This is a genomic window from Mesorhizobium sp. C089B (assembly GCF_030323125.1).
Classification (GTDB): domain Bacteria; phylum Pseudomonadota; class Alphaproteobacteria; order Rhizobiales; family Rhizobiaceae; genus Mesorhizobium.
In genome coordinates, this window is record NZ_CP100469.1 from 3,913,690 (window position 1) to 3,938,578 (window position 24,889).

A 24,889-nucleotide genomic window follows, 5' to 3' on the forward strand; every position below is an offset into this window, starting at 1 on the left:
ATTTAAGCAAGACCGACAGGCTTGCGCCGCAGCCAAATTCCGGTTCATTGAACGTCTTCCCGACGTGACAGGATAGAGCATTGGCCGCGAAAAGCAGACGCCCAAACATCCTATTGATCTCCTGCGACCAATGGCGGGGCGATTGCCTGTCGGCTGCCGGCCATCCCGTGGTGAAGACGCCGAATGCCGATGCGCTCGCCGCCGAAGGCGTCCTTTTCAAGCGGCATTACGGCGGCGCGGCGCCCTGCTCGCCGGCCCGCGCGTGCCTCTACACCGGCCTTTACCAGATGAACAATCGCGTCTGCCGCAACGGCACGCCGCTCGACGCCCGCCACGGCAACATGGCGCTTTCGGCCCGCGCCCTCGGCTATGATCCGACTTTGTTCGGCTACACCGACGTCTCGCCCGATCCGCGCACGATGGCGCCGGGCGATCCCCGGCTGAAAAGCTATGAGGGCGTGCTGCCCGGCTTCAGCGTGCGCCAGCTCCTGCCTGAGCATCAGAAACCATGGCTGTCATGGCTGAAGGCACGTGGCGTCGACACCAGCGCAGGCTCTCCCGGCATTCACCGTCCCGTGGGCGGGGAAGCGAGCGGCGCCGTGACCAATGCGCCGCCTGTTTATTCCAGGGACGAGACGCCGACCGCTTTTCTTGCCGGCAAATTCATTCGCTGGCTGGACGAACAGGATGCGCCATGGTTCGCGCATGTCTCCTTCATCAACCCGCATCCGCCCTTTGTCGTGCCGCAGCCCTACAACACTATGTATGATCCAGCCGATGGTCCCGCCTTCCGCCGCCAGGAAAGTTGGCAGGTGGAAGCTGAGAGCCATCCCTATCTGGCATATGATCTTGGCCGCCAGAAGCGGAAAAGCTTCCGCCCGGGCACCGACGGCCACGTGCGCGACTGGGGCGAGGACAACATCCGGGCCATCCGCGCGATCTATTACGGCATGATCTCGGAGGTCGACGCGCAGCTTGGCCGCATCTGGCAAGCGATCAAGGCGGCGAATGGATGGGATGACACCATCATCGTGCTGACTTCGGACCACGCCGAGATGATGGGAGACCATTTCATGCTGGGCAAAGGCGGCTTCTTCGACGGCAGCTATCACATCCCATTGATCGTGCGCGACCCACGACGCGGCAATGCAGCCGGCTCGATCGTCAACCACTTCACCGAGGCAGTCGACATCTTTCCGACTTTGCTCGATCTGCTTGACGCCGACGCCCAGCTGCATCTCGACGGCCGCTCGCTCAAACCGTTCCTGCAAGATGAACCGCCTAAGGATTGGCGCGACGCGGCGCATTGGGAGTTCGACTTCCGCTCGATTGCCAGCGGTGAGGCCGAACGGCATTTCGGCATCGGCTCGCGCCAGTGCAACCTCGCCGTCATCCGTACGGAAAAATTCAAATACGTGCATTTCGGCGGCGGCCTGCCGCCGCTGCTCTTCGACATGGAGAAGGATCCGGGCGAACTGGCCAACGTTGCCGCCGACCCGGCCTATCTCAGCGTGCGGCTTGAATTTGCCGAGCGGCTGCTTGCCTGGCGCGCCGAGCATCTCGACCAGCCGCTGGCGCTTGCAGAGCTGACGGGCCAGGGGGTGGTGGGGTATGTGGGCAGGCAGTAGGAGGCAGCAGGCAGCAGAATGTTTCCGGCGGCCTGATGCCTAGTCGCTTGGTTTTTCGCCTACTGCCTAATCCCTACTGCCTATTCCCTTACTGTACCATCATCCGCTGCTGGTCGCGCTTCTCAGCATAGCTGCCCTTGTCATAGGCGGCCTGCGCCTGCAGCTGCTCCTTGGTGAAGTTGGTGTAGAGATATTTGTTGCCGTCCTTGTCGGTCATGAATTTGAGCTTGTCCATGCCGACCGCGACCTCCTTGGCGCCGATGCCTAGAAAGCCGCCGACATCGATGATGACGGCATCCGGCTTGCTGTCGGGCGTGAGCACGACGTCGCCGATCTCGCCGACCTTGGCGTCGTTGGCGCCATAGACGGTGGTGCCCTTCAGGTCGTCGCCTCTGATGTTGCCGACCGGCATTTCGGTCAGTGTCGACTTGTCGATCGCTGCCGTTTGCGTCGGATCGGTGGCTTTTGTACCGGCCGGAGCTTCCGCGGTCTTGTCCGCTGGCTGAGCATTGTCAGCCGGTGCAACGGCCGTCGGGGCAGCGGGAGCAGTCGGCTGCGTTGCGTCGGAGGTTGTCGTCACCGGCGCCGGATCATAGGGCTTGCGGTCGAAATCAGGCTGCGCCTGCAGTTCCTCCTTGGTGGTCTGCGCCACCAGCCAGCGATCGCCGTTCTTTTCGGCCCACTGCGCCTTGGCGAAATCATAGGTGACATTCTTTTCACCCATGCCAAGGAAGCCGCCGACGCCGATCACCAGCGACTGCGCCTTGCCATCCTTGGTCAGCACGATGTCGTTGACGTCGCCGATATTCTGGGCATCGTCGCCAGTGCCATTGTAGACATTCTCGCCGATGATGTTGGTTGCGAGATTGCCGTCAGCGCGTTTCACCGCCGGTTCTGACGGCGCGGCGTTGAGATCAACCGGCTTCTGCGGGTCGTTCTGCGCCGTGGAAGCAGTGGCCGGGGCCGGATCGTAGGGCTTGCGGTCGAAATCGGGCAGCGCCGTCAACGCTTCTTTCGTCGTCTCGGCGACGAGCCAGCGGTCACCATTCCTCTCGACCCATTGCAACTTGCCGTAGTCGAAGGCGACGTTCTTGCTGCCTATGCCGAGGAAGCCGCCAACGCCGATAATGGCGGATTTCGCCTGGCCGTTTTCATCGAGGACGACGTCGCTGACGTCACCGATCTTCTGCGCATCGTCGCCAGTGCCATTGTAGACGGACTCGCCGATGATATTGGTCATCAGCGCGCCGTCGGCCTGTTGCGGCGCCGGCGCGATGGTAGCAGGGGCTTCAGCCGGCGCTGGGGTCGTCGCCGGGGCCGTCGTTGACTGCGCAAACGCACCGGTAGCGATCAGCGTTGCGAGTGCAGTCGTCGCGAACAGTGTGCGGATCATGATTAAGTCTCCTCTTGCGTGATCTCATGCGCGCCGCAATCGGCAAACCACTTGCCGGGAGACCGAAGGCGGCGCATCCAATGGGATCACAACGTTGTGACAAGGCGCTTGTTCCGAAAAAACGGGAGCATCGAAATACCCTGGGCAAGTCCGCGGAATCGCCCGACATTCCCGCCCGGCCGATGGAACCTTTGCCAAGCTTGCCCGTTTCAGCCTGCGGCTGGCATTCCGGCCGCTAAAAAGAATACGGAGTGGGGCATGCGATTTGCAGCGGTGCTGAACCGGGACGGCGGCACCTTGCGGACCACCGATCTTTCAGCGCTAACCGACCGGATGCGCCAGACGCTCGAGGCGGCTGGTCACTCCATCGAGATCGACATCGTCGCCGGCAAGGAGATTGTCGCGGCGCTCGACAAGGTCGCCGCGCGGCGCGACATCGACGTCGTGCTGGCCGGTGGCGGCGACGGCACCATTTCGGCCGCCGCGGGGCGGCTGATGAATGGCAAGAAGGCGCTGGCCGTCCTGCCTGCAGGAACCATGAACCTGTTCGCCCGCGGCCTTGGAATTCCGCAGACCATCGATGGCGCGCTGAAGTCCTTTGCCGACGGCGAGATCATGGCGGTCGATATCGCGAGCGCGAATGGCCGGCCGTTCGTGCATCAGTTCTCGATCGGCCTGCACGCCAGGATGGTGAAGCTGCGCGACAATATGGAATTCGCCTCGCGCTTGGGAAAGATTCGCGCTTCGGCCAAGGCCGCTTGGACGACGATCAACAATCCTCCCGCCATGAAGGTGACATTGACGGTCGGCGAAGCCGAGATCGTGACCCGCATCAGCGGCATCGGCATTTCCAACAATCTGTTTGGCGAAGGCCATCTGCCTTATGCCGACAATCCTGCCGGCGGCGTGCTCGGCATCTATGTCACCGTGGCGCGGCAGCGTGGCGAGCTGGTCAGGGCGCTCTTCGACATGGCTCGAGGCAGGTGGCGCGACAGCGATCATGTCGAAACTCATCAGGCCGACAAGGCAATCGTGAAGATCCATACCGGGAGCAAGAAATTCGGCGCCGTCATCGACGGCGAACTGGTCAAGCTGGAGCGCGAAACGACAATCCAGATCCACCCTGGAGCACTGAACGTCCTGGTTCCGGCGCAAGCCGCCCAGGCGAAGGCCGCCTGATGCGATTACGAATGACGCGGAAAACCCTAGCCGCCCGACTGCCCCTCGCCGGCTGGCGAGCTCTGGTTGGCCGGCGCGGTCTGGCCGGTGGGCTGCCCTTGGCTTTCAGGGGTATCTGGATCTATCTTTTGGCCATAAATCTCGGCCGCTCCCCAAGCAATAAAAGCCAGGAGCAACGCGGCGACCAATATGCGCAGGCCGTGCCAACCCCAGCGCCCCTGACGGGCTTTGTTTTCAGGGGCGATCTTGGTCATTGGCGGCGTTCCTATCGTGCAACCGGCATGGTCGATGAAACCATCGCCGGCGAAACATGGTGGGGTAACGATTGCTTGCTACAAAAGTTCCGGCGCGCGACGGCCGCGCAAGATGCGCGCCACCGCGGGTGGGGCCTGCAAGCGAGGGGGCTTGGTGGATAGCAAGGTGGCGAAGCAGGCTGGTTTGCCGGTTGAGGTCCGCCGCGCCGTGGCGGCGCCGGAGCGGCTTGCCGTACTGCACGGGCTTGACGCGATCGACACCGACTCCGATCCCGACTTCGATCACATCACCGACCTTGCCGCAGCCGTGATGCAGGCGCCGATCGCGCTCGTCACGCTGCTCGACACCGAACGACAGTGGTTCAAATCCTGTGTCGGCTTCAACGAGACCGAAACCGCGACCGACATATCGTTCTGCGCCCATACCATTGCCGCCGGCGACGAGCCGATGGTGGTGCCGGATGCCAGCATCGACCCTCGCTTCTCCCGCAATCCGCTGGTCACCGGCGAACACCATGTCCGCTTTTATGTCGGCGCGCCGATGGTGGTCGCCGGCGCGCGCGTCGGCACGGTGTGCGTACTCGACCGGGAGCCGCATGAATTTCCGTCCGCTGCCGCGCTCGATCATTTGAAATCGCTGGCCAGCCTCGCCGCCAGCCTGTTTACCCTCAAGGACGCCACCCGCAGCGGCGCCATTGCCACGGCTGCTTTGGCGCAGGAGGAAAAGCGCCGAGCCATAGCGCTCGACGCCGCCTCGCTCGCCAGTTGGGCCTGGGATATCCGCACCGACATGATCGAATGCGACGTGCGTTTGTCGGAGCTGTTCAACCTGCCGCGTTCGAACCGGCTGCGGGCGCGCGACATTCTGGCCGCCATCGACCCGCGCGACGTCTACCAGACCGAGACGCGCTTTCGCGATGCCCTGACCGGCAGCGACGACTATTTCGGCGAATACCGTGTCAAAGGCTTCGATCCGCCGCGCTGGATAGTCACCCGCGGCCGCGTCATCGAGCGCGACGGCGAAGGCAAGCCGACGCTTATCTTTGGCGTCAACTACGACATCTCGGAACGCAAGCTCGGCGAGGACCGGCAAAGGCTGCTGCTGCGCGAACTCAACCATCGGGTCAAGAACACGCTGGCGACGGTGCAGGCGCTGGCGACGCAGACCGTTCGCCACGCTCGCCGCCCAAGCGAATTCCTGGAAGCCTTCGGCGCCAGGCTGCAGGCGCTGGGCGCTGCCCATAACCTGCTGTCGGATCGCGAATGGCGCGGCATCGGTATTCGCGAACTGATGCAGATCGAGGTCAAGCCGTTCGATTCGGCAGAACGGCCGCGCATCGTGATCTCCGGTCCGGAGCTGCTGCTTTCGCCTGACCAGGCGGTGGGGCTCGGCCTGATCATGCACGAACTGGCCAGCAACGCGCTGCAATACGGATCGCTGTCGGTTGGCTCGGGGAAGGTCGATGTCGACTGGAAGGCGGCGGGCAAGAAAGGCGCGCGCCGCCTTGTGCTGACCTGGAGCGAAAGCGGCGGGCCGAAAGTCGACCCGCCGGAACGCCAGGGCTTCGGCTCTATCCTGATCCGCCGCAGCCTCGCCAAGGTTTTATCGAGCGAAGTGACCCACGAATTCCGCAGCGAAGGCGTGTTCGCCGAAATATCGATGCCGCTTGAAGATCTGCCGGCTTAAAGCAATTTCAGAAGTGCGAAGCGGTTTTCCCGGGAACAGCGTATCAGCGCGCGCGCTTTAGTCGGCTTCGCTGTCCGGATCGCCCCGGTCCGGCTTGACGTTCTCACGGTAGATGGCATAGGCCGCGAGCGCGATCATCGGGCCGAGAATGACGCCCTTCCCGCCTTTCCCCTTGAGCAAGGCCGGCAGCACGGCAAGCGCCGCGGTGATACCGAGCGCCTTCAGGTCGGCATTGCGCCTTCGCGCACGTCGGCGCGCACGCGTTCCAGCCGCAAGTTGATGAATGAGCACGATAAGCCCGGCCAGTACCAGGAAACCAGCCGCGAAGCCGAGACAGGCGGCCATCGAGCCATAACGGTCAGCCGCCCAGATGTAGGCCGCCCCCAGGAGAAACCCGAGGCCGCACAGGGCAGCGACGGCGGCGAACCCGTAGACGATTGCCGCCGTGCGCGCGCGGCGCATGGCGGCAATGGCTTCACCCGAGGCCAAGGCCGAGATAAGCGGTGCCAGCATGCCCATCTCTGTCGAAACTAGCGCCGGGCAAGAAGCGCAAACAGGAAGCCGACGCCGGCCGCGATCGCCAGTGAAGTAACTGGCTTCTCGCGCACATTGGCCGTGATCTGGGCCTCAAGATCCTTGGCGTTGCCACGCAGGCTGTCGAAGACGGCTTCACCCTGGGCGCGCAACTGGTCGACGCCTTCGGCAGCAGCGCGCCGCGCCGTGCCGTAACCATGTTCGCCGGTCTTGGCCAATTGCTTGGTCAACTTTTCGATATCCGCCTTCAACTGCCGAATGTCGGCTTCGAGGTCGGCGTTCGTCTGACTTTCGTTGGCGGTTTTTCCTGCGGCAGTTGCCATTCTAAACTCCTTGCGTTTGCTTGGCTTCAAACGCCCGACACACGTCATGGTTCCGAAATCGGAGACCGTATCCATGAAAGGGTGTTTGCAAGTGCGAGTCCAGCCCCAGATGGAGGCCTGCCTGTCAGATCAGCGGCCGACGGCCTTCGCTTAGGCCCTCCCAGCGCGCGAGATCCTTCAGCCCCTCCCCGTCGATCACTTCGCAACCGCCGTCGCGCCAGGCGATCAGCTTGCGATCGATGAGCTTGCGGATCGTCTTGTTGGTGTGGACCAGCGACAGGCCGAGCGTATCGGCGACATGCTGCTGGGTAATCGGGATTTGCACCGGCGCCTTGCCGTTGAGCCCGACTGCCGCCGCGCGGCTGGCGATGAAGGCAATGAGATAGGCGGTGCGCTCGACCGCCGTGCGCCGACCGACGCTGAGCAGGTTCTCGTCCAGCATGCGCTCCTCGCGCGACGCCAGCCAGGTAATGTCGTAAGCAAGGCCCGGATGGTTGCGGTAGAGCTCGTGCAGGTTTTCACGCTCGAAGACGCACAACAGCATGGGCGACAGCGCCTCGACCGAGTGCTGCATTTCGCCCATCAGGCTGCCCTGCAGCCCGATAAGATCGCCGGGCATGGAGTAGTTCAGGATCTGGCGCCTGCCGTCCGACAATAGTTTGTAGCGGAAGGCCCAGCCCGAAAGCACGGTGTAGAGATGAGCACTTTGGCTGCCTTCGACCAGCACTGTGGCGCCCTTGTCGACGGCCAGTTCGCCCTTCTTGAACATGCTGACATAGGCAAGCTCCTGCTTCTCGAATTCCCGGAACACCGGCAATGCCCGAAGCGGGCAGATCTCGCATGGGTACTGACGGCTGGAAAACGAACGACCATTCTGGCCAGACATTTCGATCCCTCTTTCGAAAGTCTCTTGCCAGAGACTGAGTGCTACGCCTTTGCAAGGCCGCGGTTCCGCTGCCGATGGCATGTCTTTTTTAAATGACAGGATGGCAAATAGCGATCATGACTCGCTACACTCGACTGAGGCGAATTCGAAGCTCGCTTGTGGAGTAGAGCCGGTGGGCGAACTTTTCGGATTAAGGCCTGACCGATCCCCCAAGGTCCGCGATGCGGTTGACTGGAGTCACTGTACCCGATGCTGCAAGAATTGAGGAGAGATTGCCAAGTGCCGCCATTGCTTGAGGGATTGCGAATTCTTGTCTTGGAGGATGAATTCCTGATCGCCATGGATGTCGAGCAGCTTTGCCGCGACCATGGCGCGAGCGACGTAGTGATTGCCCGCGCTCTGGCCGAGATCGATGAGCAGAAGGTCGTTGGCGAGTTCGACGCCGCTATCGTGGACCTCATGCTGGGCGGAACGTCTACACTCGATTTCGCCTCGCGGCTGCGCCAATCGGGCCTGCCGTTTGTCTTTGCCTCCGGCTATTCGGACCCGGATGAGATCAAAGTGTCTTTTCCCGGCATCCGCCTGGTCACCAAGCCTTATTCGGGGACCGATCTCGTCGAGGCTCTGGCGGCGGCCTGCGGACGCGCGCCAGTCTGAGATATCTTCGATGCGTATGTGTAGAGAGCCCAGGCCCGCAAACGGGGCCTCCGCCGTCAGGCAGCGTTTGAACCCGTCACCTGGGACGAGATCGCGTCCGGCCCGTATTCGTCTTCGCCGGAGATTTTGAGGATCTCCTGCAACCGCGTGCGGGCCCGGCTGACCCGGCTCTTGATCGTTCCGACCGCACAGCCGCAGATTTCGGCGGCCTCTTCATAGGAAAAGCCTGAAGCGCCGATGAGGATGATGGCTTCGCGCTGGTCCTCGGGGAGTTGCTCGAGCGCGCCGCGGAAATCCTTGAGGTCAAGCTGGCCGTGCTGAGCCGGATGAACGGCAAGCCTGGCCGTCATGATGCCGTCGCTGTCCTGCACCTCGCGGCCGCGCTTGCGCATCTGGGAATAGAACTCGTTGCGCAGGATGGTGAACAGCCATGCCTTGAGATTGGTGCCGGGCTGAAAGCTCTCATGCTTGTCCCAAGCCTTGACCAGCGTCTCCTGCACCAGATCGTCGGCCTTGTCGGCATTCTGCGTCAGCGACACGGCAAAAGCCCGCAGGCTCGGGATCGAGCCGAGCAGGTCGGTCTTGAACCCTTGTGAGACAGCTGCCATGCCTCAGTCCTTCTTCTGTGCGGGTTCGGCCTTTTCCAGTTGGCTGAGCAACTGGGCAAAGCGATCCGGCACATTGTCCGAGACCAGCTCGTCATAATACTGTTTGAGTTTACGGCCAATTTCCGAATTCGCCCCGAGCGGGTCGCCGGAATTGGCCCGGCGCCTGTCAGCGGCGCCAGCCAGCGTTTCTTTATTCATGTCCTTCATTTCGCCCTTAAATCCAGCGCCCCGAGCCGCCCCATTACACAACGCAAAGCGGCCCCCTCGTCTGGTTGCCCATCGCACCACAAACGTCGCCCGTGCAGTTTCGTTCCACAAGTGTCGGAACTTTTTCGCAAAACCCGCGTTTGGGTGTTGGGGCTTGCAATCAGCTTGACCTTCAATCTATGCAATCACGTCATCTGAGGGAGACGTCTACCATGAGCCTTTCCGCAACCATCGCTCCGCACCTGCCGTTCCTGCGCCGCTTTTCACGCGCCGTATCCGGATCGCAGGAGAGTGGCGATGCGCTGGTAGCCGCGATGCTCGAAGCCATCATCGCCGACGTCGACATCTTCCCGCAAGCGTCAAGCGACCGCATCGCGCTCTACAAGGTATTCGCCAAACTGTTCACCTCCATTGCCATCCGCGTTCCGCAGGAGCAGGCGCAATCGGCATGGGAGCAGCGCGCCGCCGCCAATCTGAACGCCATTGCGCCACGGCCACGCCAGGCTTTCCTGCTGGTCGCGGTCGAAGGCTTCGGTGAAGACGAGGCAGCTGAAATTCTCGATGTCGACGCCAAGGAATTCTCCGAACTGCTTGCCCAGGCGAGCAACGAGATCTCTCGCCAGGTGGCGACCGATGTGCTGATCATCGAGGACGAGCCGCTGATCGCCATGGACATCGAGGAAATGGTCGAGAGCCTCGGCCACCACGTGGTCGGAACCGCGCGCACCCATACCGAGGCGGTGGCGATGTTCGGCAAGACAAGGCCGAAGATGGTGCTGGCCGACATTCAGCTTGCCGATGGCAGCTCGGGTATCGATGCGGTCAACGAAATCCTGTCGTCGACTTCGGTGCCGGTAATCTTCATCACCGCCTTCCCCGAACGTCTGCTGACCGGCGAGCGGCCTGAACCGGCCTTCCTCGTCACCAAGCCGTTCAATCCCGACATGGTCAAGGCGCTGATCAGCCAAGCGCTGTTCTTCGACCGGCAGGCCAAGGCCGCCGCGTGAAGTAGGGCCTTCAATCTCCAACTTTTCGCCGCCTCGCAGCGTTGGCGGCACTGGCGATCGCCTAACCCGGCGATCGGCGGCTGCCCGTCGCGCCGTATCGCGCTCACGCGCGCGAATCAATTCGCGTCCGGGCCTCTTCCAAAGACCTTCTTTTTCGGCAAATGGTGGAACAAACAGCAATCACTCACGTTCTTGATCCAGTATCGGAAGGAGACAGATCATGCTCTACTGGGCGCTCGTATTTCTCGTCGTGGCGATCATCGCCGGCGCGCTTGGTTTCGGCGGCATCGCCGGTACCTCGGCCGGTATCGCGCAAATATTGTTCTTCATCTTTCTCGCCTTCCTCGTCATCTCGCTTCTGGCCGGCCTGTTCAGACGGGCATCGTAGGAGCGGGCGAAGAACACTGGAAGCCGCACCCCTCAAACGGTTTCCAGCCACCGCCGGGCGATGTCCTCCAACGGGACATCGTCCGGCGGACCTTTTCTGGGGACCTACTCAGGAACTGAGTCCAAGTGAATCGTTCGGTCCTGATCAGGTGGACAGGTGATTGATGCGTTCCATTGGCGGAGGCGAGAGCGGACAGGGCGACGAGGTGATCGCACTGCACCCGGCTGAAAGCGGAATGCAGCTTGGCCGGGCCTTGCTTCACGCTCTGCACAATGCCGGCATTTCCGTCCTCTATCAGGATCGTGAATTGAAGACTGTATGGGCCCGCAACATGCGTGCGCCGTGGGTTTCCGACACAGCCGACAGCAACGGCGCGTTGCCACCGGCGCAAGCTGAGCAAATCGCCGCCGCCAAAAGCAATGTGATCGCTTCCGGCAATCCGGAACGCCTTGAACTGAGTGTTCCCACCGGTGATGGCATGCGCTGGTTCCAGGTATGGGTCGATGCCGATCGGGGCCATCGCGGCGACGTTCAGGGCGTCGTCACCACGATGGTGGAAACCACCGAGCAGAAACGCCGCGAACAGACGCTGAAGACGCTGTTGCGCGAAGTCAGCCACCGCTCCAAGAACCTGTTGGCCATCATCCAGAGTATTGCCACCCAGACCGGCCGCTATTCCGAGACACCCGACGATTTCCTGAAGCGCTTTCGCGGCCGCCTGCAGTCACTGGCTTCCTCCCAGGATCTGGTAACGTCGTCGAACTGGCGGGGTGCAGCACTTCGCGAGCTTATCCGCGGCCAGGTCGTTCGCTACGGCGCCGATCCCGCGCAGAGCCTGCGCTTCAATGGCGTCAACCCCTACCTCAATCCCAACGCGGCCATTCATATCGGACTGGCAATGCACGAACTCGCCGTCAATTCATTCAGCTACGGCGCCCTGGCGCGGCCGGACGGCTTTGTCGAGGTAACCGCCGATCTGTCGAACGTCGCAGAGGCCGCAGACAAGCCGGCTTTGTCGCTGACCTGGGTCGAGGCCATTGTCGCCAATGATAACAGGCGCACCGAGAAACGCTTCGGCAGCGTTGCCCTCGAACGTGTCGTGCCGGCATCGCTGAACGGCACGGCGACGCTGGAGATCACCAGTGACCGCCTCGAATATCGCCTCGTCGTTCCGCACGGCAATTTCGAAACCGAATGAGCGGCGGGATTCCTTAACCGGCTGTTCACCATAAAATCCGATGCTGTGGTTCCCAGAGATTGCTGGATCTTGACCGATTCAACCGATGTTTCGGCCGCAGCCTGCAACGCGAGTATGGGAGGAATGATCATGACGGTTGCCGATATGAACAGGCTGGAGCAGGCCGCCCGGGTGTCCATGAGCGGCTTTCAGGATCCTGACGCTTCAGCCTCGCCTTTGCAGCACGCCTGGCATCCCTTGCTTCGCGTCGCCGCTGTCGCGCTCGTCGCCGCTGTTGTGCTGATCGTGGCGTCGCAATTGGCCTGAGCCAGATGCTCAGGTTCACGCTGCTCCCAAGCAGCCTGGCTCAGAAGCTGTCCAGCTCGTAGCCGACCAATTATTAACGCCCCTTTCGGCACAGGAACTTTGACGGCTGTGGACCGTTCTTATGGCGAGAGGACGTATCGCCGTGGAACACATCGCCGCTTTGCTTTTGGTAATTGGCTGTTCGAACAACATGACCGAATGTCGTGAACTGCCGGTGCCGGTCAGTGTTTTCGAAACCGCCGAAGCATGCACGGCAGAACGTCCATTCGCTGCCGGCGACGTGCAGGGTCAGGCCGAGCACGTCGTTGCCAAATGTCTTACGGTCGACCCCGCGCTGGAGGATGATTACGACCAGATCGTCTGGAACGTGCGCCCGGACGGCACCCTCGACGCGTCTTTGCAGATTTCCAGTGTCGTGGTCGCGTCGAACGCCACGCGCCGCGAAAAAGACTCTCTTAGCCAACAATAAGATCGAGCGGGCAAAGGCTGCTGTTTCGTGCTAAATAGCGGCTGGAGCTTACTAAAGTGAGGACAAAAGTGAGGAGAGATTCTATGCGGAAATTGATTATTGCCATGGTTACGGTGGTCGCCGTCAGCGGCTGCAGCACGACCGAGCAGGATGTCGGTGTCGGCGCCGGTGTCGGTGCTTTGGCCGGCGGACTGATCGGCGGCGGCAAGGGTGCGCTGATCGGCGCAGCCGTTGGCGCCGGTTCCGGCCTGCTGGTGCGCAACCTGCGCAACGGCTATTGCCAGTATCGCGACAATCGCGGCCGGCTCTACACCGCTCGCTGCTGATCCGCTTCAAAAGCGTCAGACAATCGCGACGGAGACCGGTCAGCCGGTCTCCGTTTGTTTGACTGCATCAGGCTGCGGGATCCTGATTTCCACCGTAAGCCCATCGATGCGAAAATCTCGGGCAATCGTGCCGCGCAATTCGCGCGTGACATTGAGGTCGATCAGCTTGGTGCCGAAGCCGGTCTTCGCCGGCGCTTCGAGTTCCTTCTGCCCGGCCTCGCGCCAGTTCAGAACCAGCATCCGCTCGGACCCGCGCCCCTCGAACGACCAGTCGACCTTGAGCGCACCCACGGAATTGCCGGCCTCGCCATATTTCAGCGCATTCGTCGCCAGTTCGTGAAAGGTCAGGCCAAGCGCCTGCGTCGTCCTCTCGTCGAGCAGCACCTGAGGCCCTGACAATATCCCTTCCGGAAGCTCCTTGCCGAACACCTGGCCGAGCTCGATGCGCAGCAGGTCGCCAAGATCGGCCTTCTGCCAGCGCGAACGCGTCAGCATATCCTGGGAAGCCGCCATTGCCTGCAGGCGGGCTGAGAAGGAAGTTGAGAACTCCTTCACGTCGGTTGCTTGCGCTGCCGTCTGGCGCGCAATCGCCAGCACCCGCGTGATCGAATTCTTGATCCGATGCTTCATCTCCTGCAGCATCAAATCCTTTTCGAGCAGGCTTTTTTCCGTCGTTTCATGCAGCAGCGACTTGGCGTCGTAGGCGCGCTCCTGGTAGCGCGCCACCAACGCGATGGCCCCGGCCAGAAGCAGGCCGAACAGCCCGAGCATGACCGGAATGGCGCGCGAGGACGGTTGCGAAAATGCACTTGTCGGCCGAAACAGCACCGTCCACGGCCGACCGGCGACGATGATCTTGCGCGTCACCAACAGCCTGTCGCCAAAGCTCGCAACCGGCGGCGTTTCCGACTGGAACAGAAGATTGTCGGCGTCGGCCGTGCCGTCATAGACCGCGGTGTTGACCGGCAGCAAAGGCGTGCGGCTGAGCGCGGTCTGGAACAGGTCGCGGGCGCGGAAGGCCGCGTAGAGAAGGCCTGATGTCGATGATCTGGACGCATTGATACCATCCGGCGCGGTTTCGACATTGAGCCTGACGAAGACCAGGAAACCGGTAAAGGTCTGCGCCGCGCCAGTGTCCTGGCCGAGCTCGACCAGACCGCTTGCGTGCTGTGCGTCATCGGCCATCGCTTTTTCGATCGCCTCGCGCCGCACCGGCTCGGTGAACATGTCGTAGCCGATGGTGGATTCGTTGGCAGGGTCGAGCGGCTCGAACAGCACGACGGGCGTGCGCCATGGCTGTGTCGTGTCCGGATAGACCGTGTGGGCGGCGCCGCGGTCGCGCAACATGTCGCGCTCGACCGCCGCTTCGTCACCGGTCTTGGCCAGCCTGAGATAGCCGATGCCGCGCAGGCCGGCGAAATTGTTATCGACATCGAGGGCGCTGAAGAAGGCCTTGAATTCGCTACCTGAAATCTCGCCATTGCGGGCGTCGAACAGCGCCTGCGTCGAGCGCAGCAGTGACAGATGCAGATCGATACGGCTTTCGATGCGGTTGAGCGCGTCGTCGGCCGTCGCCTCGAACTTGATGCGCGCCGCTTCCTGGGTCGCGAAATAGGCGAAGCCCGCCATCGTCAGGCTGATCAGTGCAACGGCAATGAAGGCAAGGATCGGGAAAAACTTCTTCAACGCAGGCCCATGGACGGTTCGGGACCTTTATGGGCAAGTCGCCGCGGCAAGACAATGGCGCGGCCAAGCCATAATGACAGCTGGCATATCATGCATATTTAGCCGGCTTATCGATCTCGAGCATCAGTGAACATGACAGCTGACGATAGCGTGGTCTCAGGCCGCGATCTTCAGCGCACCCGGACCGGGAATGGCGCCGGGCGGGCACTTTCCCAGGATGATCATGCCGAGCACTTCGTCCTGCGTCACATCGGTGGTGAGCGCGGTGCCGACGACCTGGCCGTTCTTCATTACGCAGACCCGGTCGGCAAGCTCGAACACGTCGTGAATGTCGTGGCTGATCAGGAAAATGCCGATGCCGTCGGCCTTGAGCTGCTTTACCAGTTCGCCGACCTGCGCCGTCTCCTGCGGCCCAAGCGCGGCCGTCGGTTCGTCCATGATCAGGATGCGGGCGTTGAACAGGATGGCGCGTGCGATCGCCACCGACTGGCGCTGGCCGCCCGATAGCTTGATCACGGGCTCCTTGAAGCGCTGGAAGCGCGGATTGAGCCGGCCCATCACCTTGCGCGCCTCGGCCTCCATGGCGACATCGTCGAGTGTCCCCCACGCGGTCATCAGTTCGCGGCCGAGGAAGAGGTTGGCGGCAGCGTCGACATTGTCGGCCAGCGCAAGCGTCTGGTAGATCGTTTCGATGCCGTATTTCTTGGCGTCGCGCGGATTGGAGATCGAGGCCTCCTGGCCGTTGACCAAGATCTGGCCGGCATCGCGCTTGTAGGCGCCCGACAGGATCTTGATCAGCGTCGACTTACCGGCGCCGTTGTGGCCAAGCAGCGCCACCACTTCGCCCGGGAAAAGATCGATGGACGCATCGTCGACGGCGCGAATGCCACCGAACGCGATCGAGATGTTGCGCATGTCGATCAGTGGCGTACCGGTGGGAGCAGTTTTTTCCATAATCGTTCCTCCCTAGACGCGCTTGCGGTAGACGGTGTCGAGCCAGACGGCGATGACCAGGACAGCGCCAACGACAATGCTCTGCAGCGGCGAGTCGATGCCGAGCAGCACCATGCCGGATTGCAGCGACTGCATCAGTAGCGCGCCGAGCATGGCGCCCATCACCGTTCCGGCGCCGCCCGCGAGCGACGTGCCGCCGATGACAGCGGCCGCGATCACCAAAAGCTCGTCCAGTGTGCCCAGCGCATTGGTTGACGCATTGAGACGGGCCGACGAGATCGCCGCGCTGATTGCAGCCAGCACACCCATGATCATGAACACCTTCATGGTCACCCAGCGCGTGTTGATGCCGGCGAGTTCCGCTGCCTCCGGATTGCCCCCGATGGCGAAGACATAGCGGCCGAAACGCGTGCGCTTGGTGATGAACGTCATGATGATGCCGACAATCACCGCCATTAGCACCGGTATGGCGATGCCATGCGCGATGAACAGCCCGCCTTCGGGAACGGTGATGCCGTTCTGCTGTGCGTACTGGCGCACGATGCCGATCGGCCATGGATAGGAATTGGCGATCCACACGGCGCCGAGGATGGCCGCGCAAGTGACCACGCCAAGCAAGGTCTCGGCCCAGACGGGGCGCAGTGGAAAGCTGAAGCGCTTGCGCTGTGAGCGACCGTTGAGCAGCGCGAAGGCGACCGCCGCGCAGGCGACGATGCCGACGATCCAGCTGGCAGCGGCGCCAATCGAGCCGCGTGGTCCGCCGCCCATCAGCTGGAAGGTGGCGTCGAGTGGCGCGACCGTGCGCCCGCTGGTGATGAGCCATGCCATGCCACGCCAGACCAGCAGGCCACCAAGCGTCACGATGAAGGCCGGAACCTGCATATAGGCGATGATGAAGCCCTGGAACGCGCCGATCAGCAGACCAAGCACCACGCCGGCGGCAAGCGCGACGACCCAGAGCCAGGGGTTTCCAAGCTGGAAGCCGATGACGCGAATCAGGAATTCGGCCTGTGCCACGCCCATGATCATGCCGATCACGCCTTCGACGGAGCCCACCGAAAGGTCGATGTTGCGCATGACGATGACCAGTACCATGCCGGTCGCCATGATCGCGACCGAGGACGTCTGCACCGACAGGTTCCAAAGATTGCGCGGCGTCAGGAAAAGCCCACCCGACAGGATATGTATGCCGACCCAGATGACCAGCAGCGCGCCGACCATGCCGAGCATGCGCGTGTCGAGCTCGGTCGCTTTCAGGAACCGGGCGACCGCGCCGAGTTCAGACGCTCGTGCCGTATCGGCCTGCGGATTTGAGGTCGTGTCGGTCATGATGTCCTCCAGCGGCTTGCCGTCTGGCGCGGATGCCGGACCACAGCCTAGAAGTTTGCCGCCGATGGCGGAAACACACAATTCTCGTAGAGAAAACGCCGCGGCTTGACAGCCGCGGCGCCTCATTTCTTCAAGTCGTCGAGATCAGTTGCAAGCCGCGACGCTGCCGGCGGCGACGCCTGTGCAGACTTCGTCCTTCTTGATCCAGCCGGCGTCGATGACGACGTTGAGGTTGTCCTTGGTGATCGCGACGGGGGTCAGGAACAGCGACTTGACGGTGTTGCCGCCAGGCGTGGTGAAGTCCTTGGCGCCGGCAATGTCGCCGGTCTTCTTGCCATCGGCAAGCTGCGAGGCGATCTCGGCGGCGTTCTTGCCGAGTTCGCGCGCGTCTTTCCACACCGACACCGTCTGCGTGCCGAGCGCGATGCGGTTCAGGGCGGCATGGTCGCCGTCCTGGCCCGAGACCGGAACCGTTCCGGCAAGGCCCTGCGCCGTCAGCGCGGCGACAACGCCGCCGGCGGTGCCGTCATTGGCCGCAACCACGGCATCGACCTTGTTGTCATTGGCGGTCAGGAACTGTTCCATGTTCTTCTGGGCGTTGGCCGGCAGCCAGCCATCGGTATAGGCCTCGCCGACATTCTTGATCTTGCCCGAGTCGATGGCTTCCTTGAGCACTTCCATCGAGCCCGAGAACAGGAAATCGGCATTCGGATCCGAGCCCGAGCCCTTGATGAAGACATAGTTGCCTTCGGGCTTCGCCTTGAACACTTCGCGGGCCTGCATGCGGCCGACTTCCTTGTTGTCGAAGGTCAGGTAGAAGACGTCCTTGTTCTCGATCAGGCGATCATAGCCGACGACCGGAATGCCTTCATCCAGCGCCTTCTGCACCGCCGGGCCGATGGCCGAGGCGTCCTGCGCCAGGATGATCAGCGAGTTGGCGCCCTGCGAGATCAGGCTTTCGACGTCGGTCAGCTGCTTGCCGGGATTGGACTGCGCGTCGGCCGAAATGTACTTGTCGCCGGCGGCTTCGATCGCCGTTTTCATCGCCGCCTCGTCGGTCTTCCAGCGCTCTTCCTGGAAGTTCGACCACGACACGCCGATGACCTTGTCCTTCGCCTGCGCGACCGACATCAGCGCCAGCGACATGGCGACACCCGCCAGCATGGCGGCTGCAAATCTGTTCATTATAACCCTCCCTGCGCCGCCCACGGCGCGACAAAACCGGCCCGAAGGCCTGCACAAAGAGGCTCCATTTTTTCGAGCCTCGAAAAAATACTGGTTCAATGATAAGGCACTGTCAACATCGATTATGATGGATTCTGATGGCGTTGCCGAATTTTTTCGAGCTCCGCAATAAACAATGACAGGGCTGCCGGCGTCTGCCAATATTTGGCTGGTGCCGTCGAACGCCTTCACTATCATGAGGCGCGAGGAGGCCGGGAGGAAAACAAATGTCGGTTGGGATCCGCCACGACGATCTGCGCCGTCGCAACCGTGCGATGGTGATTTCGGCCGTGCGCCGGGCCGGCCAGCCGTCGCGGACCGAGATTGCGGCGACCACCGGCCTCAGCCATTCGACGATATCGGCAATCTCGTCTGATCTAATTCAAGAAGGCATCCTGATTGAAGGCAAGCCTGGCGAGACCGGCTCGCTGAAACGCGGCCGGCCGCAGGTCGGCCTTGGCCTCAACCCGGAAGCGGCGGCGGTCATGACCGTGGTGCTGTCGCTGAACTTCCTCTCCGTCACCGTCATCGACTATGCCGGCCAGGTGGTCGCGGAAGAACAGCGCCGGCTCGACACGCTGACCATGCCGCGCGACGAGCTGATCGGCGAATGCGTAGCAATCGTCGGGCGGCGTCTCGCGGACCCGGACCTCGATGTCCAGAGCATCGCCCGCATTGCCATGGGCATCCAGGGCATCACCGATTCGCAGGCGCGGGCCATGCTGTGGTCACCAATCACGCCACTGACCGACATTGCCTTCGCCGACATGTTGGAAGCGGAATTCGGCATTCCTGCCACCATGGAGAACGACTGCAATATGATGGCGGTGGCCCTGCAATGGCGCCAGCCCGAGCGCTACCGCGACAATTTCATCGCGATCCTCTTGTCGCACGGCATCGGCATGGGGCTGGTGCTGAAAGGCGAACTGTTCACCGGCACCCATTCCTCGGGCGGCGAGTTCGGCCACATGATCCACCGTCCGGGCGGCGCGCTCTGCCGCTGCGGGCGGCGCGGCTGCGTCGAGGCCTATGCCGGAAACTACGCCATCTGGCGCAGCGCCAAAATGATGAGCGAAGATGCCGAGCCGGTCGATATCGGCGACGCTGATATGCGCGCACTCGCCGCGCGCGCCCGCGAAACCGATGGCCCGGAGCGCGAAGCCTATCGCAAGGCCGGTGAGGCGCTCGGCTTCGGCCTCGGCAGCCTGTTTGCGCTGATCGACCCGGCGCCTGTCGCCATGGTTGGCGTCAGCGCCGCCGCCTTCGACCTGATCGAGCCGGCATTGCGCGAAGCGATCGCCCAGACCGCCGGCGGCCAGCACTCGAAATCGATCTCCTTCGACACCGAGCCCAACGAGCTGCCGCTGATCCGCGAAGGCTGTGCCATGCGCGCGCTCGGCTTCGTCGATCAGGAGATTTTCGCGCCGGGCATTCAGGCCAAATCCGGCAAGCATGTCGCCTGAATGGCCGGCAACGGCGCGACGCGCAGCATCCTAGTCTTCCCTGATCGCGTAGCCGGCGCCGCGAATGGTACGGATGACATCCGGCATGCGGCCGTTGTTGACCGCTTTGCGTAAGCGCCCGACATGGACGTCGACGGTTCGCTCGTCGATGTAGATCGTCTCGCCCCAGACATTGTCGAGCAGCTGGCTGCGCGAGAACACGCGGCCGGGATGGCGCATCATGAATTCGAGCAGCCGGAACTCGGTCGGTCCGAGCCTGATCTCGCTCTTCTTGCGGTAGACACGGTGCGACTCGCGGTCGAGCACGATGTCGCCGACCTTGAGCACGCTGGACAGCACTTCCGGCTTGGCCCGGCGCAGCAGCGCCTTCACGCGCGCCATGAACTCCGGCGTCGAGAATGGCTTGACCAGATAGTCGTCGGCACCGGTGGACAGGCCGCGCACGCGATCGCTTTCCTCACCGCGCGCGGTCAGCATGATGATCGGCAGCCGCTCGGTTTCGGGCCGCACTCTAAGCCGCCGGCAGAGCTCGATGCCGGAAACAGCGGGCACCATCCAGTCGAGCACTAGGAGATCGGGCACGTTTTCCTGCAGGCGGATCTCGGCCTCGTCGCCGCGTGTCACCACCTCTACGTGATAGCCTTCGGATTCGAGGTTGTAGCGGAGGAGCACGCCTAGTGGCTCCTCGTCCTCCACGACCATGATGCGTGGCGCGATCATAGGCAGTTCACCCTCATCAGGCCGGCGTGGCCATCGCCGTCTCGTCCTGCTTCGGACGATTGGCGGGCAATTGCTGGCCGGTCAGCACATAATACGCATTTTCGGCGATGTTGGTGACATGATCGCCGATGCGCTCAAGATTCTTGGCGCAGAACAAGAGATGCGTGCAGGCGGTGATGTTGCGAGGATCTTCCATCATGTAGGTCAAGAGCTCACGAAACACGGACGTGTATTTGACGTCGATGCGCTCGTCGTCATTCCTGAGTTTTGCAAGAGCTGCCGCATCGGTGGCGGCATATTCCTCGACGACGCCTTGCACCTGGATCAGCACCAGTTGCGCCATGGCATCGATGGAGTGCGAGAGGTCGCGCGGCGTGACGCTCAAGCCCACGGTGCCGACGCGTTTGGCGATGTTCTTGGCGAGGTCGCCGATGCGCTCGAGGTCGCCCGCCATGCGGATCGAGCCGACCACGGCGCGCAGATCGTTGGCCATCGGCTGGCGCTTGGCGATCAGCGTGATGGCGCGGTCGTCCAGTTCGCGCTGGCGCGCATCCATGATGGCGTCGTCGGACACGACACGCTGTGCCAGCGCATTGTCCGAATTGAGCAGCGCCCTGGTCGAGCCGCTGACCATCGAGCCGGCCAGATCGCCCATGTCGCGGATCAGCTTACTGATCTGCCCGAGCTCTTCATCGAAGGAGGCGACGGTATGTTCACCCATGGTCTTGGTCCTCGTGCCTGAAAATTCACCCGCCGGACGGCTCAGCCGAAGCGGCCGGTAATGTAGTCCTGGGTGCGCTTGTCGTCGGGGTTGGTGAACATCTTGTCGGTGGCGCCCTCCTCGACGAGATAGCCAAGATGGAACATCGCTGTACGCTGCGACACGCGCGCCGCCTGCTGCATCGAGTGGGTGACGATGACGATCGTGTAGTTCTGGCGCAGTTCGTCGATCAGCTCCTCGACACGGGCGGTGGCGATCGGATCGAGCGCCGAGCAGGGCTCGTCCATCAGGATCACCTCCGGCGACACGGCGATGGCGCGCGCGATGCACAGGCGCTGCTGCTGGCCGCCGGACAGGCCGGTGCCGGGCTCCTGCAGGCGGTCCTTGACCTCGTTCCAGATCGCAGCCTTCTTAAGGCTCTGCTCGACGATCTGGTCCATGTCGGACTTGCGCTTGGCCAGGCCATGGATGCGCGGGCCGTAGGCGACGTTCTCGTAGATCGACTTCGGGAACGGGTTGGGTTTCTGGAACACCATGCCGACGCGGGCGCGCAGTTCGACGACATCGATGTTCTTGTCGTAGATGTCGTCTTCATCGAGCGTGATCTTGCCGGTCACCCGCGCCGAATCGATGGTGTCGTTCATGCGGTTGAGGCAGCGCAGGAAGGTCGACTTGCCGCAGCCGGACGGGCCGATCAGCGCCGTCACCTGGTTCTGGCGGACGTCGAGATTGACGTCGAACAACGCCTGCTTCTCGCCGTAGAAGACGCCGACCTTGTCGCCGCGCATCTTGATGACTTCGTTCGACTTGGCGTTCATTTTGTCGCCCACTGCATTCTCAAGGGACTGTTCGGTCATGATGTTCATACCAAATTGCCTTTTTTCTACCAGCGCCGCTCGAACCGGCGCCGGAGCACGATCGCGGTGATGTTCATGGCCATGAGGAAGACGAGCAGGATGATGATGGCGCCGGACATGCGCTCGACAAAAGCGCGCTCAGCCTCGTTTGCCCACATATAGATCTGCACCGGCAGCGCGGTCGCCGGATCGAAAGGCGTCGCCGGATAATCGGCGACGAAAGCGACCATGCCGATCAAGAGCAGCGGTGCTGTCTCGCCGAGCGCACGCGCCAGGCCGATGATGGTGCCGGTAAGGATGCCTGGGGCGGCAAGCGGCAGGATGTGGTGGAACACCATCTGCATCTTGGAGGCGCCGAGGCCGAGTGCCGCCGAGCGGATCGACGGCGGCACCGCGGCGAGGGCGGCGCGCGTGGCGATGATTATGGTCGGCAATGTCATCAAGGTCAGCACCAGGCCGCCGACGAAGGAAGCCGAGCGCGGCATGCCGAGGAAGTTGATGAACACGGCAAGGCCAAGCAGACCGAAGACGATCGACGGCACCGCCGCGAGATTGTTGATGTTGACTTCGATCAGGTCCGTAAAGCGGTTCTTCTTGGCGAATTCCTCGAGATAGATCGAGGCGGCGACGCCGATCGGCAGCGCCAGCAAAAGCACGATCACCATCATGTAGAACGACCCGATGATGGCCACGCCCATGCCCGACGTCTCGGGCCGGCTGGAGGCGCCATAGCTGAACAGGCCGGTGTTGAAATGCTCGGCCATCGCGCCTTCGGCCTTGAGTTTGTTCATCCAGTCGATCTGCTGGTTGGACACCTTGCGGCGCGCTTCATCGACGCCGAGGTCGATCTGGCCCTTGAAGGCCGAGTCGAGATTGGCGGCAGCCAGGATGTCGACATCGCGCGTCGTGCCGATCACCGACGGATCGGCGGAGACGATGTCGCGCAGCTGGACCCGCGCGCCTTCCGACAGGAAGCCCTTGAGCTTCAGCATCATCGGCTTGTTGGCCGGATCGATGCCGAGCTTGGCCACCAGCGCGTTTTCGGCGAGCTTGGGATAGTTCGCCTTGATCAGCACATTCGGGTCTGTGGCACGCTTGTTCGAGGGGTCGATGACCTTCTCATCGAAGGTGATCGGAAGCGTCACCGTCGTCTGCCAGAAGGCGGTGTAGCCTTTCGAGACGATGGTGATCAACATGATGGCCAGGAACGCCAGGCCCACCGAGATCGCAATCACGCCATAGATGCGGAACCGGCGTTCGGCGGCATAGCGCGCCTTCAGCCCGATGTCGCGGCGCGGACGCGCGACGGCACCCGCCATCGTGTCCAGGGGGATGTCGGTCATTCGTACTGCTCCCGGTACTTGCGCACGATGTAGAGGGCGACGATGTTCATCACCAGCGTCAGCGCGAACAGCGTCAGGCCGAGCGCGAAGGCGACCAGCGTCTGCGGCGAGTTGAACTCGAGATCGCCGGTCAGTTGGTTGACGATCTTGACGGTGATGGTCGTCATCGCCTCGAACGGATTGGCCGTCAGATTGGCGGCGACGCCCGCCGCCAGCACGACGATCATCGTCTCGCCGATGGCGCGCGACGCCGTCAACAGGATGGCGCCGACGATTCCGGGCAGCGCGGCCGGCAGGATGACCCGCTTGATCGTCTCGGAGCGCGTGGCGCCGAGGCCGAGCGAGCCGTCACGCATTGCGCGCGGCACCGCGGTGATGATGTCGTCGGACAAAGAGGACACGACCGGGATCAGCATGACGCCCATCACCAGACCGGCGGTGAAGATGCTCTGGCCCTGGATGAAGGGCGAGCCGCCGGTGAGTGCCGCCGACAGGTCGCGCAAGAACGGTCCGAGCGTGACAACGGCGAAGATGCCGTAGACGATGGTCGGAATGCCGGCCAGCAGTTCCAACGCCGGCTTGACCACCGAGCGCACACCGCGCGAGGCATATTCGGACATGTAGACCGCCGACATCAGCCCGACCGGCACTGCCACCAGAAGGGCGACGGCGGCGATGTAGAGCGTGCCGGCAAGAAGCGGGATCAGGCCGAACTGACCCTGGCTGCCGCCGGAACCGGCGGCGGCGAAACGCGGATCCCACACCGTGCCGAAGAAGAAGCTCATCGGCGACACGCTCTCGAAGAAGGTGATGGTCTGGAACAGCATCGACAGCACGATGCCGACCGTGGTCAGGATGGCGATGGTCGAGGCCGCAAGCAGCCCCCACAGCATCAGCTTCTCGACGTTGTTGCGCGCCCTGGCGCGCGGCGCGATCTGCCTCAGCGCATAGAAGGCGCCGGCGACCGACAGCGCGAAGGTCAGCACGGCGCTGAACAGGCCGAGCCGGTCCTGGACCTGGTTCGCCTCGACCGCGATCGGGATCATATAGTCCTGGGTGTCACTGGCCAGTGCCACGCCCTTGGCGGCGAGCAGCGGCTGCAATTCGGCGAAAGTAGCGGGAAGTGCGGTATCGCCATCGAGCCGGCGCAGGCCCTTGGCCAGGCTCTTCACCAGGCTGGCGTCGAGCGCTTCGCTGGCCACCTTTGTGTCGGCGGTGCGCTCGGGCAAAGCGGCATGGATATGCCGGTCGAGATAGAAGGAAGAGCCGATATCCCAGACGGCGAGCAAAAGGACGGCAGGCAGGACCGCGAGCAGAAAGGCCCACCAGCCATGATAATGCGCGCGCGAATGCGGCTTGACCTTGCCGGTATCCTGCGCCGCTGCGCGCTGGCGGCCGACCACAAAAGCGACCACGCCTATGGCGATGACTATGGCGAGTACGAGCAAGGACGACATCACCCACCCCAGGGAAAATTCAGATCGCCGCAGCCGTTGCGGCAAGCGGCGAAGTCAGGGCGCGGAGTTCATCCGCGCCCTGATC

General features: G+C 62.7%; 27 protein-coding genes. 11 read left to right on the forward strand and 16 right to left on the reverse strand.

The annotated features are described in order from the left end of the window. The first annotated feature begins 80 nt into the window (after positions 1-80). The gene (locus NLY44_RS19340; RefSeq protein ID WP_023806540.1) at positions 81-1,628 is read left to right on the forward strand and encodes an alkaline phosphatase family protein; all 1,548 of its coding nucleotides are present in this window, start codon (positions 81-83) and stop codon (positions 1,626-1,628) included. Positions 1,629-1,716: 88 nt separating this feature from the next. Here the strand turns inward: NLY44_RS19340 and NLY44_RS19345 are convergent, their stop codons facing one another. Continuing rightward, entirely contained in the window at positions 1,717-3,021 is a 1,305-nt protein-coding gene (locus tag NLY44_RS19345) for a PRC-barrel domain-containing protein (protein ID WP_023706302.1), read from the reverse strand. Positions 3,022-3,279: 258 nt separating this feature from the next. On the opposite strand from NLY44_RS19345, the gene NLY44_RS19350 reads away from it, so the two are divergent. Next, positions 3,280-4,200: a diacylglycerol/lipid kinase family protein gene (locus NLY44_RS19350; protein ID WP_023670088.1), complete on the forward strand. Its 921-nt coding sequence runs from the start codon at positions 3,280-3,282 to the stop codon at positions 4,198-4,200. A gap of 26 nt (positions 4,201-4,226) precedes the next feature. Here NLY44_RS19350 and NLY44_RS19355 read toward each other — a convergent pair whose 3' ends face one another. Next, the gene (locus NLY44_RS19355) at positions 4,227-4,454 is read right to left on the reverse strand and encodes a hypothetical protein (protein WP_023670089.1); all 228 of its coding nucleotides are present in this window, start codon (positions 4,452-4,454) and stop codon (positions 4,227-4,229) included. A gap of 112 nt (positions 4,455-4,566) precedes the next feature. On the opposite strand from NLY44_RS19355, the gene NLY44_RS19360 reads away from it, so the two are divergent. Then, a complete protein-coding gene (locus NLY44_RS19360) occupies positions 4,567-6,141 on the forward strand; it encodes a sensor histidine kinase (protein ID WP_084013071.1) in 1,575 nt (524 codons plus the stop codon). A gap of 57 nt (positions 6,142-6,198) precedes the next feature. Here NLY44_RS19360 and NLY44_RS19365 read toward each other — a convergent pair whose 3' ends face one another. From NLY44_RS19365 to NLY44_RS19375, 3 genes are all read right to left on the reverse strand, one after another. Continuing rightward, entirely contained in the window at positions 6,199-6,660 is a 462-nt protein-coding gene (locus tag NLY44_RS19365) for a hypothetical protein (RefSeq protein WP_023806538.1), read from the reverse strand. Positions 6,661-6,671: 11 nt separating this feature from the next. Continuing rightward, positions 6,672-6,998: an ElaB/YgaM/YqjD family protein gene (locus tag NLY44_RS19370; RefSeq protein WP_023670092.1), complete on the reverse strand. Its 327-nt coding sequence runs from the start codon at positions 6,996-6,998 to the stop codon at positions 6,672-6,674. A gap of 124 nt (positions 6,999-7,122) precedes the next feature. Next, positions 7,123-7,884 carry a Crp/Fnr family transcriptional regulator gene (locus tag NLY44_RS19375; RefSeq protein WP_023806537.1) on the reverse strand — a complete coding sequence of 254 codons (762 nt, stop codon included), beginning with the start codon at positions 7,882-7,884 and terminating at the stop codon, positions 7,123-7,125. Positions 7,885-8,163: 279 nt separating this feature from the next. Here NLY44_RS19375 and NLY44_RS19380 point away from each other — a divergent pair, with 279 nt between their 5' ends. Further along, positions 8,164-8,541, forward strand: a complete 378-nt coding sequence (locus NLY44_RS19380) for a response regulator (protein ID WP_023806536.1) — start codon at positions 8,164-8,166, stop codon at positions 8,539-8,541. Between the two features lie 56 nt (positions 8,542-8,597). On the opposite strand, the gene NLY44_RS19385 is transcribed toward NLY44_RS19380, so the two are convergent. Both NLY44_RS19385 and NLY44_RS19390 read right to left on the reverse strand, forming a co-directional pair. Beyond that, positions 8,598-9,149 (reverse strand): sigma-70 family RNA polymerase sigma factor, encoded by a 552-nt coding sequence (locus NLY44_RS19385; protein WP_023670095.1) that lies wholly within the window; start codon positions 9,147-9,149, stop codon positions 8,598-8,600. A gap of 3 nt (positions 9,150-9,152) precedes the next feature. Then, on the reverse strand, positions 9,153-9,356 hold the full coding sequence (locus tag NLY44_RS19390) for a NepR family anti-sigma factor (protein ID WP_023670096.1): 204 nt from the start codon (positions 9,354-9,356) through the stop codon (positions 9,153-9,155). Positions 9,357-9,568: 212 nt separating this feature from the next. Here NLY44_RS19390 and NLY44_RS19395 point away from each other — a divergent pair, with 212 nt between their 5' ends. From NLY44_RS19395 to NLY44_RS19420, 6 genes are all read left to right on the forward strand, one after another. Further along, positions 9,569-10,363 (forward strand): response regulator, encoded by a 795-nt coding sequence (locus tag NLY44_RS19395; RefSeq protein ID WP_023670097.1) that lies wholly within the window; start codon positions 9,569-9,571, stop codon positions 10,361-10,363. 220 nt (positions 10,364-10,583) lie between these two features. Beyond that, positions 10,584-10,751 (forward strand): DUF1328 domain-containing protein, encoded by a 168-nt coding sequence (locus NLY44_RS19400; protein ID WP_023670098.1) that lies wholly within the window; start codon positions 10,584-10,586, stop codon positions 10,749-10,751. Positions 10,752-10,914: 163 nt separating this feature from the next. Continuing rightward, entirely contained in the window at positions 10,915-11,949 is a 1,035-nt protein-coding gene (locus NLY44_RS19405) for a sensor histidine kinase (protein ID WP_023670099.1), read from the forward strand. Between the two features lie 129 nt (positions 11,950-12,078). Beyond that, positions 12,079-12,255: a hypothetical protein gene (locus NLY44_RS19410; protein WP_023670100.1), complete on the forward strand. Its 177-nt coding sequence runs from the start codon at positions 12,079-12,081 to the stop codon at positions 12,253-12,255. Positions 12,256-12,397: 142 nt separating this feature from the next. Further along, positions 12,398-12,724, forward strand: a complete 327-nt coding sequence (locus NLY44_RS19415) for a hypothetical protein (RefSeq protein ID WP_023670101.1) — start codon at positions 12,398-12,400, stop codon at positions 12,722-12,724. A gap of 83 nt (positions 12,725-12,807) precedes the next feature. After that, entirely contained in the window at positions 12,808-13,050 is a 243-nt protein-coding gene (locus NLY44_RS19420) for a YMGG-like glycine zipper-containing protein (protein ID WP_023683965.1), read from the forward strand. Between the two features lie 39 nt (positions 13,051-13,089). On the opposite strand, the gene NLY44_RS19425 is transcribed toward NLY44_RS19420, so the two are convergent. The 4 genes from NLY44_RS19425 to xylF form a co-directional block, all read right to left on the reverse strand. Continuing rightward, positions 13,090-14,736 (reverse strand): CHASE domain-containing protein, encoded by a 1,647-nt coding sequence (locus NLY44_RS19425; protein ID WP_023806535.1) that lies wholly within the window; start codon positions 14,734-14,736, stop codon positions 13,090-13,092. Between the two features lie 156 nt (positions 14,737-14,892). Then, positions 14,893-15,690, reverse strand: coding sequence for an ATP-binding cassette domain-containing protein (locus tag NLY44_RS19430; protein WP_023683966.1), 798 nt, complete (start codon positions 15,688-15,690; stop codon positions 14,893-14,895). 12 nt (positions 15,691-15,702) lie between these two features. After that, a complete protein-coding gene (locus NLY44_RS19435) occupies positions 15,703-17,019 on the reverse strand; it encodes a sugar ABC transporter permease (RefSeq protein ID WP_023683967.1) in 1,317 nt (438 codons plus the stop codon). A 144-nt stretch (positions 17,020-17,163) separates the two neighbouring features. Further along, positions 17,164-18,204, reverse strand: coding sequence for a D-xylose ABC transporter substrate-binding protein (gene xylF / locus NLY44_RS19440; protein WP_023683968.1), 1,041 nt, complete (start codon positions 18,202-18,204; stop codon positions 17,164-17,166). A 266-nt stretch (positions 18,205-18,470) separates the two neighbouring features. Between xylF and NLY44_RS19445 the strand changes: the two genes are divergently transcribed. After that, the gene (locus NLY44_RS19445; RefSeq protein WP_023683969.1) at positions 18,471-19,706 is read left to right on the forward strand and encodes an ROK family protein; all 1,236 of its coding nucleotides are present in this window, start codon (positions 18,471-18,473) and stop codon (positions 19,704-19,706) included. Between the two features lie 30 nt (positions 19,707-19,736). Here NLY44_RS19445 and phoB read toward each other — a convergent pair whose 3' ends face one another. The 5 genes from phoB to pstC are packed head-to-tail and all read right to left on the reverse strand — an operon-like array spanning position 19,737 to position 24,804. Next, on the reverse strand, positions 19,737-20,426 hold the full coding sequence (gene phoB, locus NLY44_RS19450) for a phosphate regulon transcriptional regulator PhoB (RefSeq protein ID WP_031193203.1): 690 nt from the start codon (positions 20,424-20,426) through the stop codon (positions 19,737-19,739). 16 nt (positions 20,427-20,442) lie between these two features. Further along, positions 20,443-21,147: a phosphate signaling complex protein PhoU gene (gene phoU / locus NLY44_RS19455; protein ID WP_023670109.1), complete on the reverse strand. Its 705-nt coding sequence runs from the start codon at positions 21,145-21,147 to the stop codon at positions 20,443-20,445. Between the two features lie 41 nt (positions 21,148-21,188). Next, positions 21,189-22,013: a phosphate ABC transporter ATP-binding protein PstB gene (gene pstB, locus NLY44_RS19460; RefSeq protein WP_023670110.1), complete on the reverse strand. Its 825-nt coding sequence runs from the start codon at positions 22,011-22,013 to the stop codon at positions 21,189-21,191. A 17-nt stretch (positions 22,014-22,030) separates the two neighbouring features. Then, positions 22,031-23,347 (reverse strand): phosphate ABC transporter permease PstA, encoded by a 1,317-nt coding sequence (pstA, locus tag NLY44_RS19465; RefSeq protein ID WP_023693680.1) that lies wholly within the window; start codon positions 23,345-23,347, stop codon positions 22,031-22,033. After that, the gene (gene pstC, locus NLY44_RS19470; RefSeq protein ID WP_023806534.1) at positions 23,344-24,804 is read right to left on the reverse strand and encodes a phosphate ABC transporter permease subunit PstC; all 1,461 of its coding nucleotides are present in this window, start codon (positions 24,802-24,804) and stop codon (positions 23,344-23,346) included. Before pstC ends, pstA begins: the two co-directional genes overlap by 4 nt. Between the last annotated feature and the right edge of the window lie 85 nt (positions 24,805-24,889).

Bases quoted from the DNA above. Each gene is read 5' to 3' on its own strand.
- phoB (WP_031193203.1), bottom strand. From the start codon at position 20,426: ATGATCGCGCCACGCATCATGGTCGTGGAGGACGAGGAGCCACTAGGC.
- NLY44_RS19375 (WP_023806537.1), bottom strand. From the start codon at position 7,884: ATGTCTGGCCAGAATGGTCGTTCGTTTTCCAGCCGTCAGTACCCATGC.
- NLY44_RS19400 (WP_023670098.1), top strand. From the start codon at position 10,584: ATGCTCTACTGGGCGCTCGTATTTCTCGTCGTGGCGATCATCGCCGGC.
- NLY44_RS19360 (WP_084013071.1), top strand. From the start codon at position 4,567: ATGCGCGCCACCGCGGGTGGGGCCTGCAAGCGAGGGGGCTTGGTGGAT.
- pstC (WP_023806534.1), bottom strand. From the start codon at position 24,804: ATGTCGTCCTTGCTCGTACTCGCCATAGTCATCGCCATAGGCGTGGTC.
- NLY44_RS19370 (WP_023670092.1), bottom strand. From the start codon at position 6,998: ATGGCAACTGCCGCAGGAAAAACCGCCAACGAAAGTCAGACGAACGCC.
- NLY44_RS19345 (WP_023706302.1), bottom strand. From the start codon at position 3,021: ATGATCCGCACACTGTTCGCGACGACTGCACTCGCAACGCTGATCGCT.
- NLY44_RS19445 (WP_023683969.1), top strand. From the start codon at position 18,471: ATGTCGGTTGGGATCCGCCACGACGATCTGCGCCGTCGCAACCGTGCG.
- NLY44_RS19430 (WP_023683966.1), bottom strand. From the start codon at position 15,690: ATGGAAAAAACTGCTCCCACCGGTACGCCACTGATCGACATGCGCAAC.
- pstA (WP_023693680.1), bottom strand. From the start codon at position 23,347: ATGACCGACATCCCCCTGGACACGATGGCGGGTGCCGTCGCGCGTCCG.
- NLY44_RS19410 (WP_023670100.1), top strand. From the start codon at position 12,079: ATGACGGTTGCCGATATGAACAGGCTGGAGCAGGCCGCCCGGGTGTCC.
- xylF (WP_023683968.1), bottom strand. From the start codon at position 18,204: ATGAACAGATTTGCAGCCGCCATGCTGGCGGGTGTCGCCATGTCGCTG.
- phoU (WP_023670109.1), bottom strand. From the start codon at position 21,147: ATGGGTGAACATACCGTCGCCTCCTTCGATGAAGAGCTCGGGCAGATC.
- NLY44_RS19390 (WP_023670096.1), bottom strand. From the start codon at position 9,356: ATGAAGGACATGAATAAAGAAACGCTGGCTGGCGCCGCTGACAGGCGC.
- NLY44_RS19365 (WP_023806538.1), bottom strand. From the start codon at position 6,660: ATGGGCATGCTGGCACCGCTTATCTCGGCCTTGGCCTCGGGTGAAGCC.
- NLY44_RS19405 (WP_023670099.1), top strand. From the start codon at position 10,915: ATGCGTTCCATTGGCGGAGGCGAGAGCGGACAGGGCGACGAGGTGATC.
- NLY44_RS19350 (WP_023670088.1), top strand. From the start codon at position 3,280: ATGCGATTTGCAGCGGTGCTGAACCGGGACGGCGGCACCTTGCGGACC.
- NLY44_RS19435 (WP_023683967.1), bottom strand. From the start codon at position 17,019: ATGACCGACACGACCTCAAATCCGCAGGCCGATACGGCACGAGCGTCT.
- NLY44_RS19355 (WP_023670089.1), bottom strand. From the start codon at position 4,454: ATGACCAAGATCGCCCCTGAAAACAAAGCCCGTCAGGGGCGCTGGGGT.
- NLY44_RS19395 (WP_023670097.1), top strand. From the start codon at position 9,569: ATGAGCCTTTCCGCAACCATCGCTCCGCACCTGCCGTTCCTGCGCCGC.
- pstB (WP_023670110.1), bottom strand. From the start codon at position 22,013: ATGAACATCATGACCGAACAGTCCCTTGAGAATGCAGTGGGCGACAAA.
- NLY44_RS19420 (WP_023683965.1), top strand. From the start codon at position 12,808: ATGCGGAAATTGATTATTGCCATGGTTACGGTGGTCGCCGTCAGCGGC.
- NLY44_RS19385 (WP_023670095.1), bottom strand. From the start codon at position 9,149: ATGGCAGCTGTCTCACAAGGGTTCAAGACCGACCTGCTCGGCTCGATC.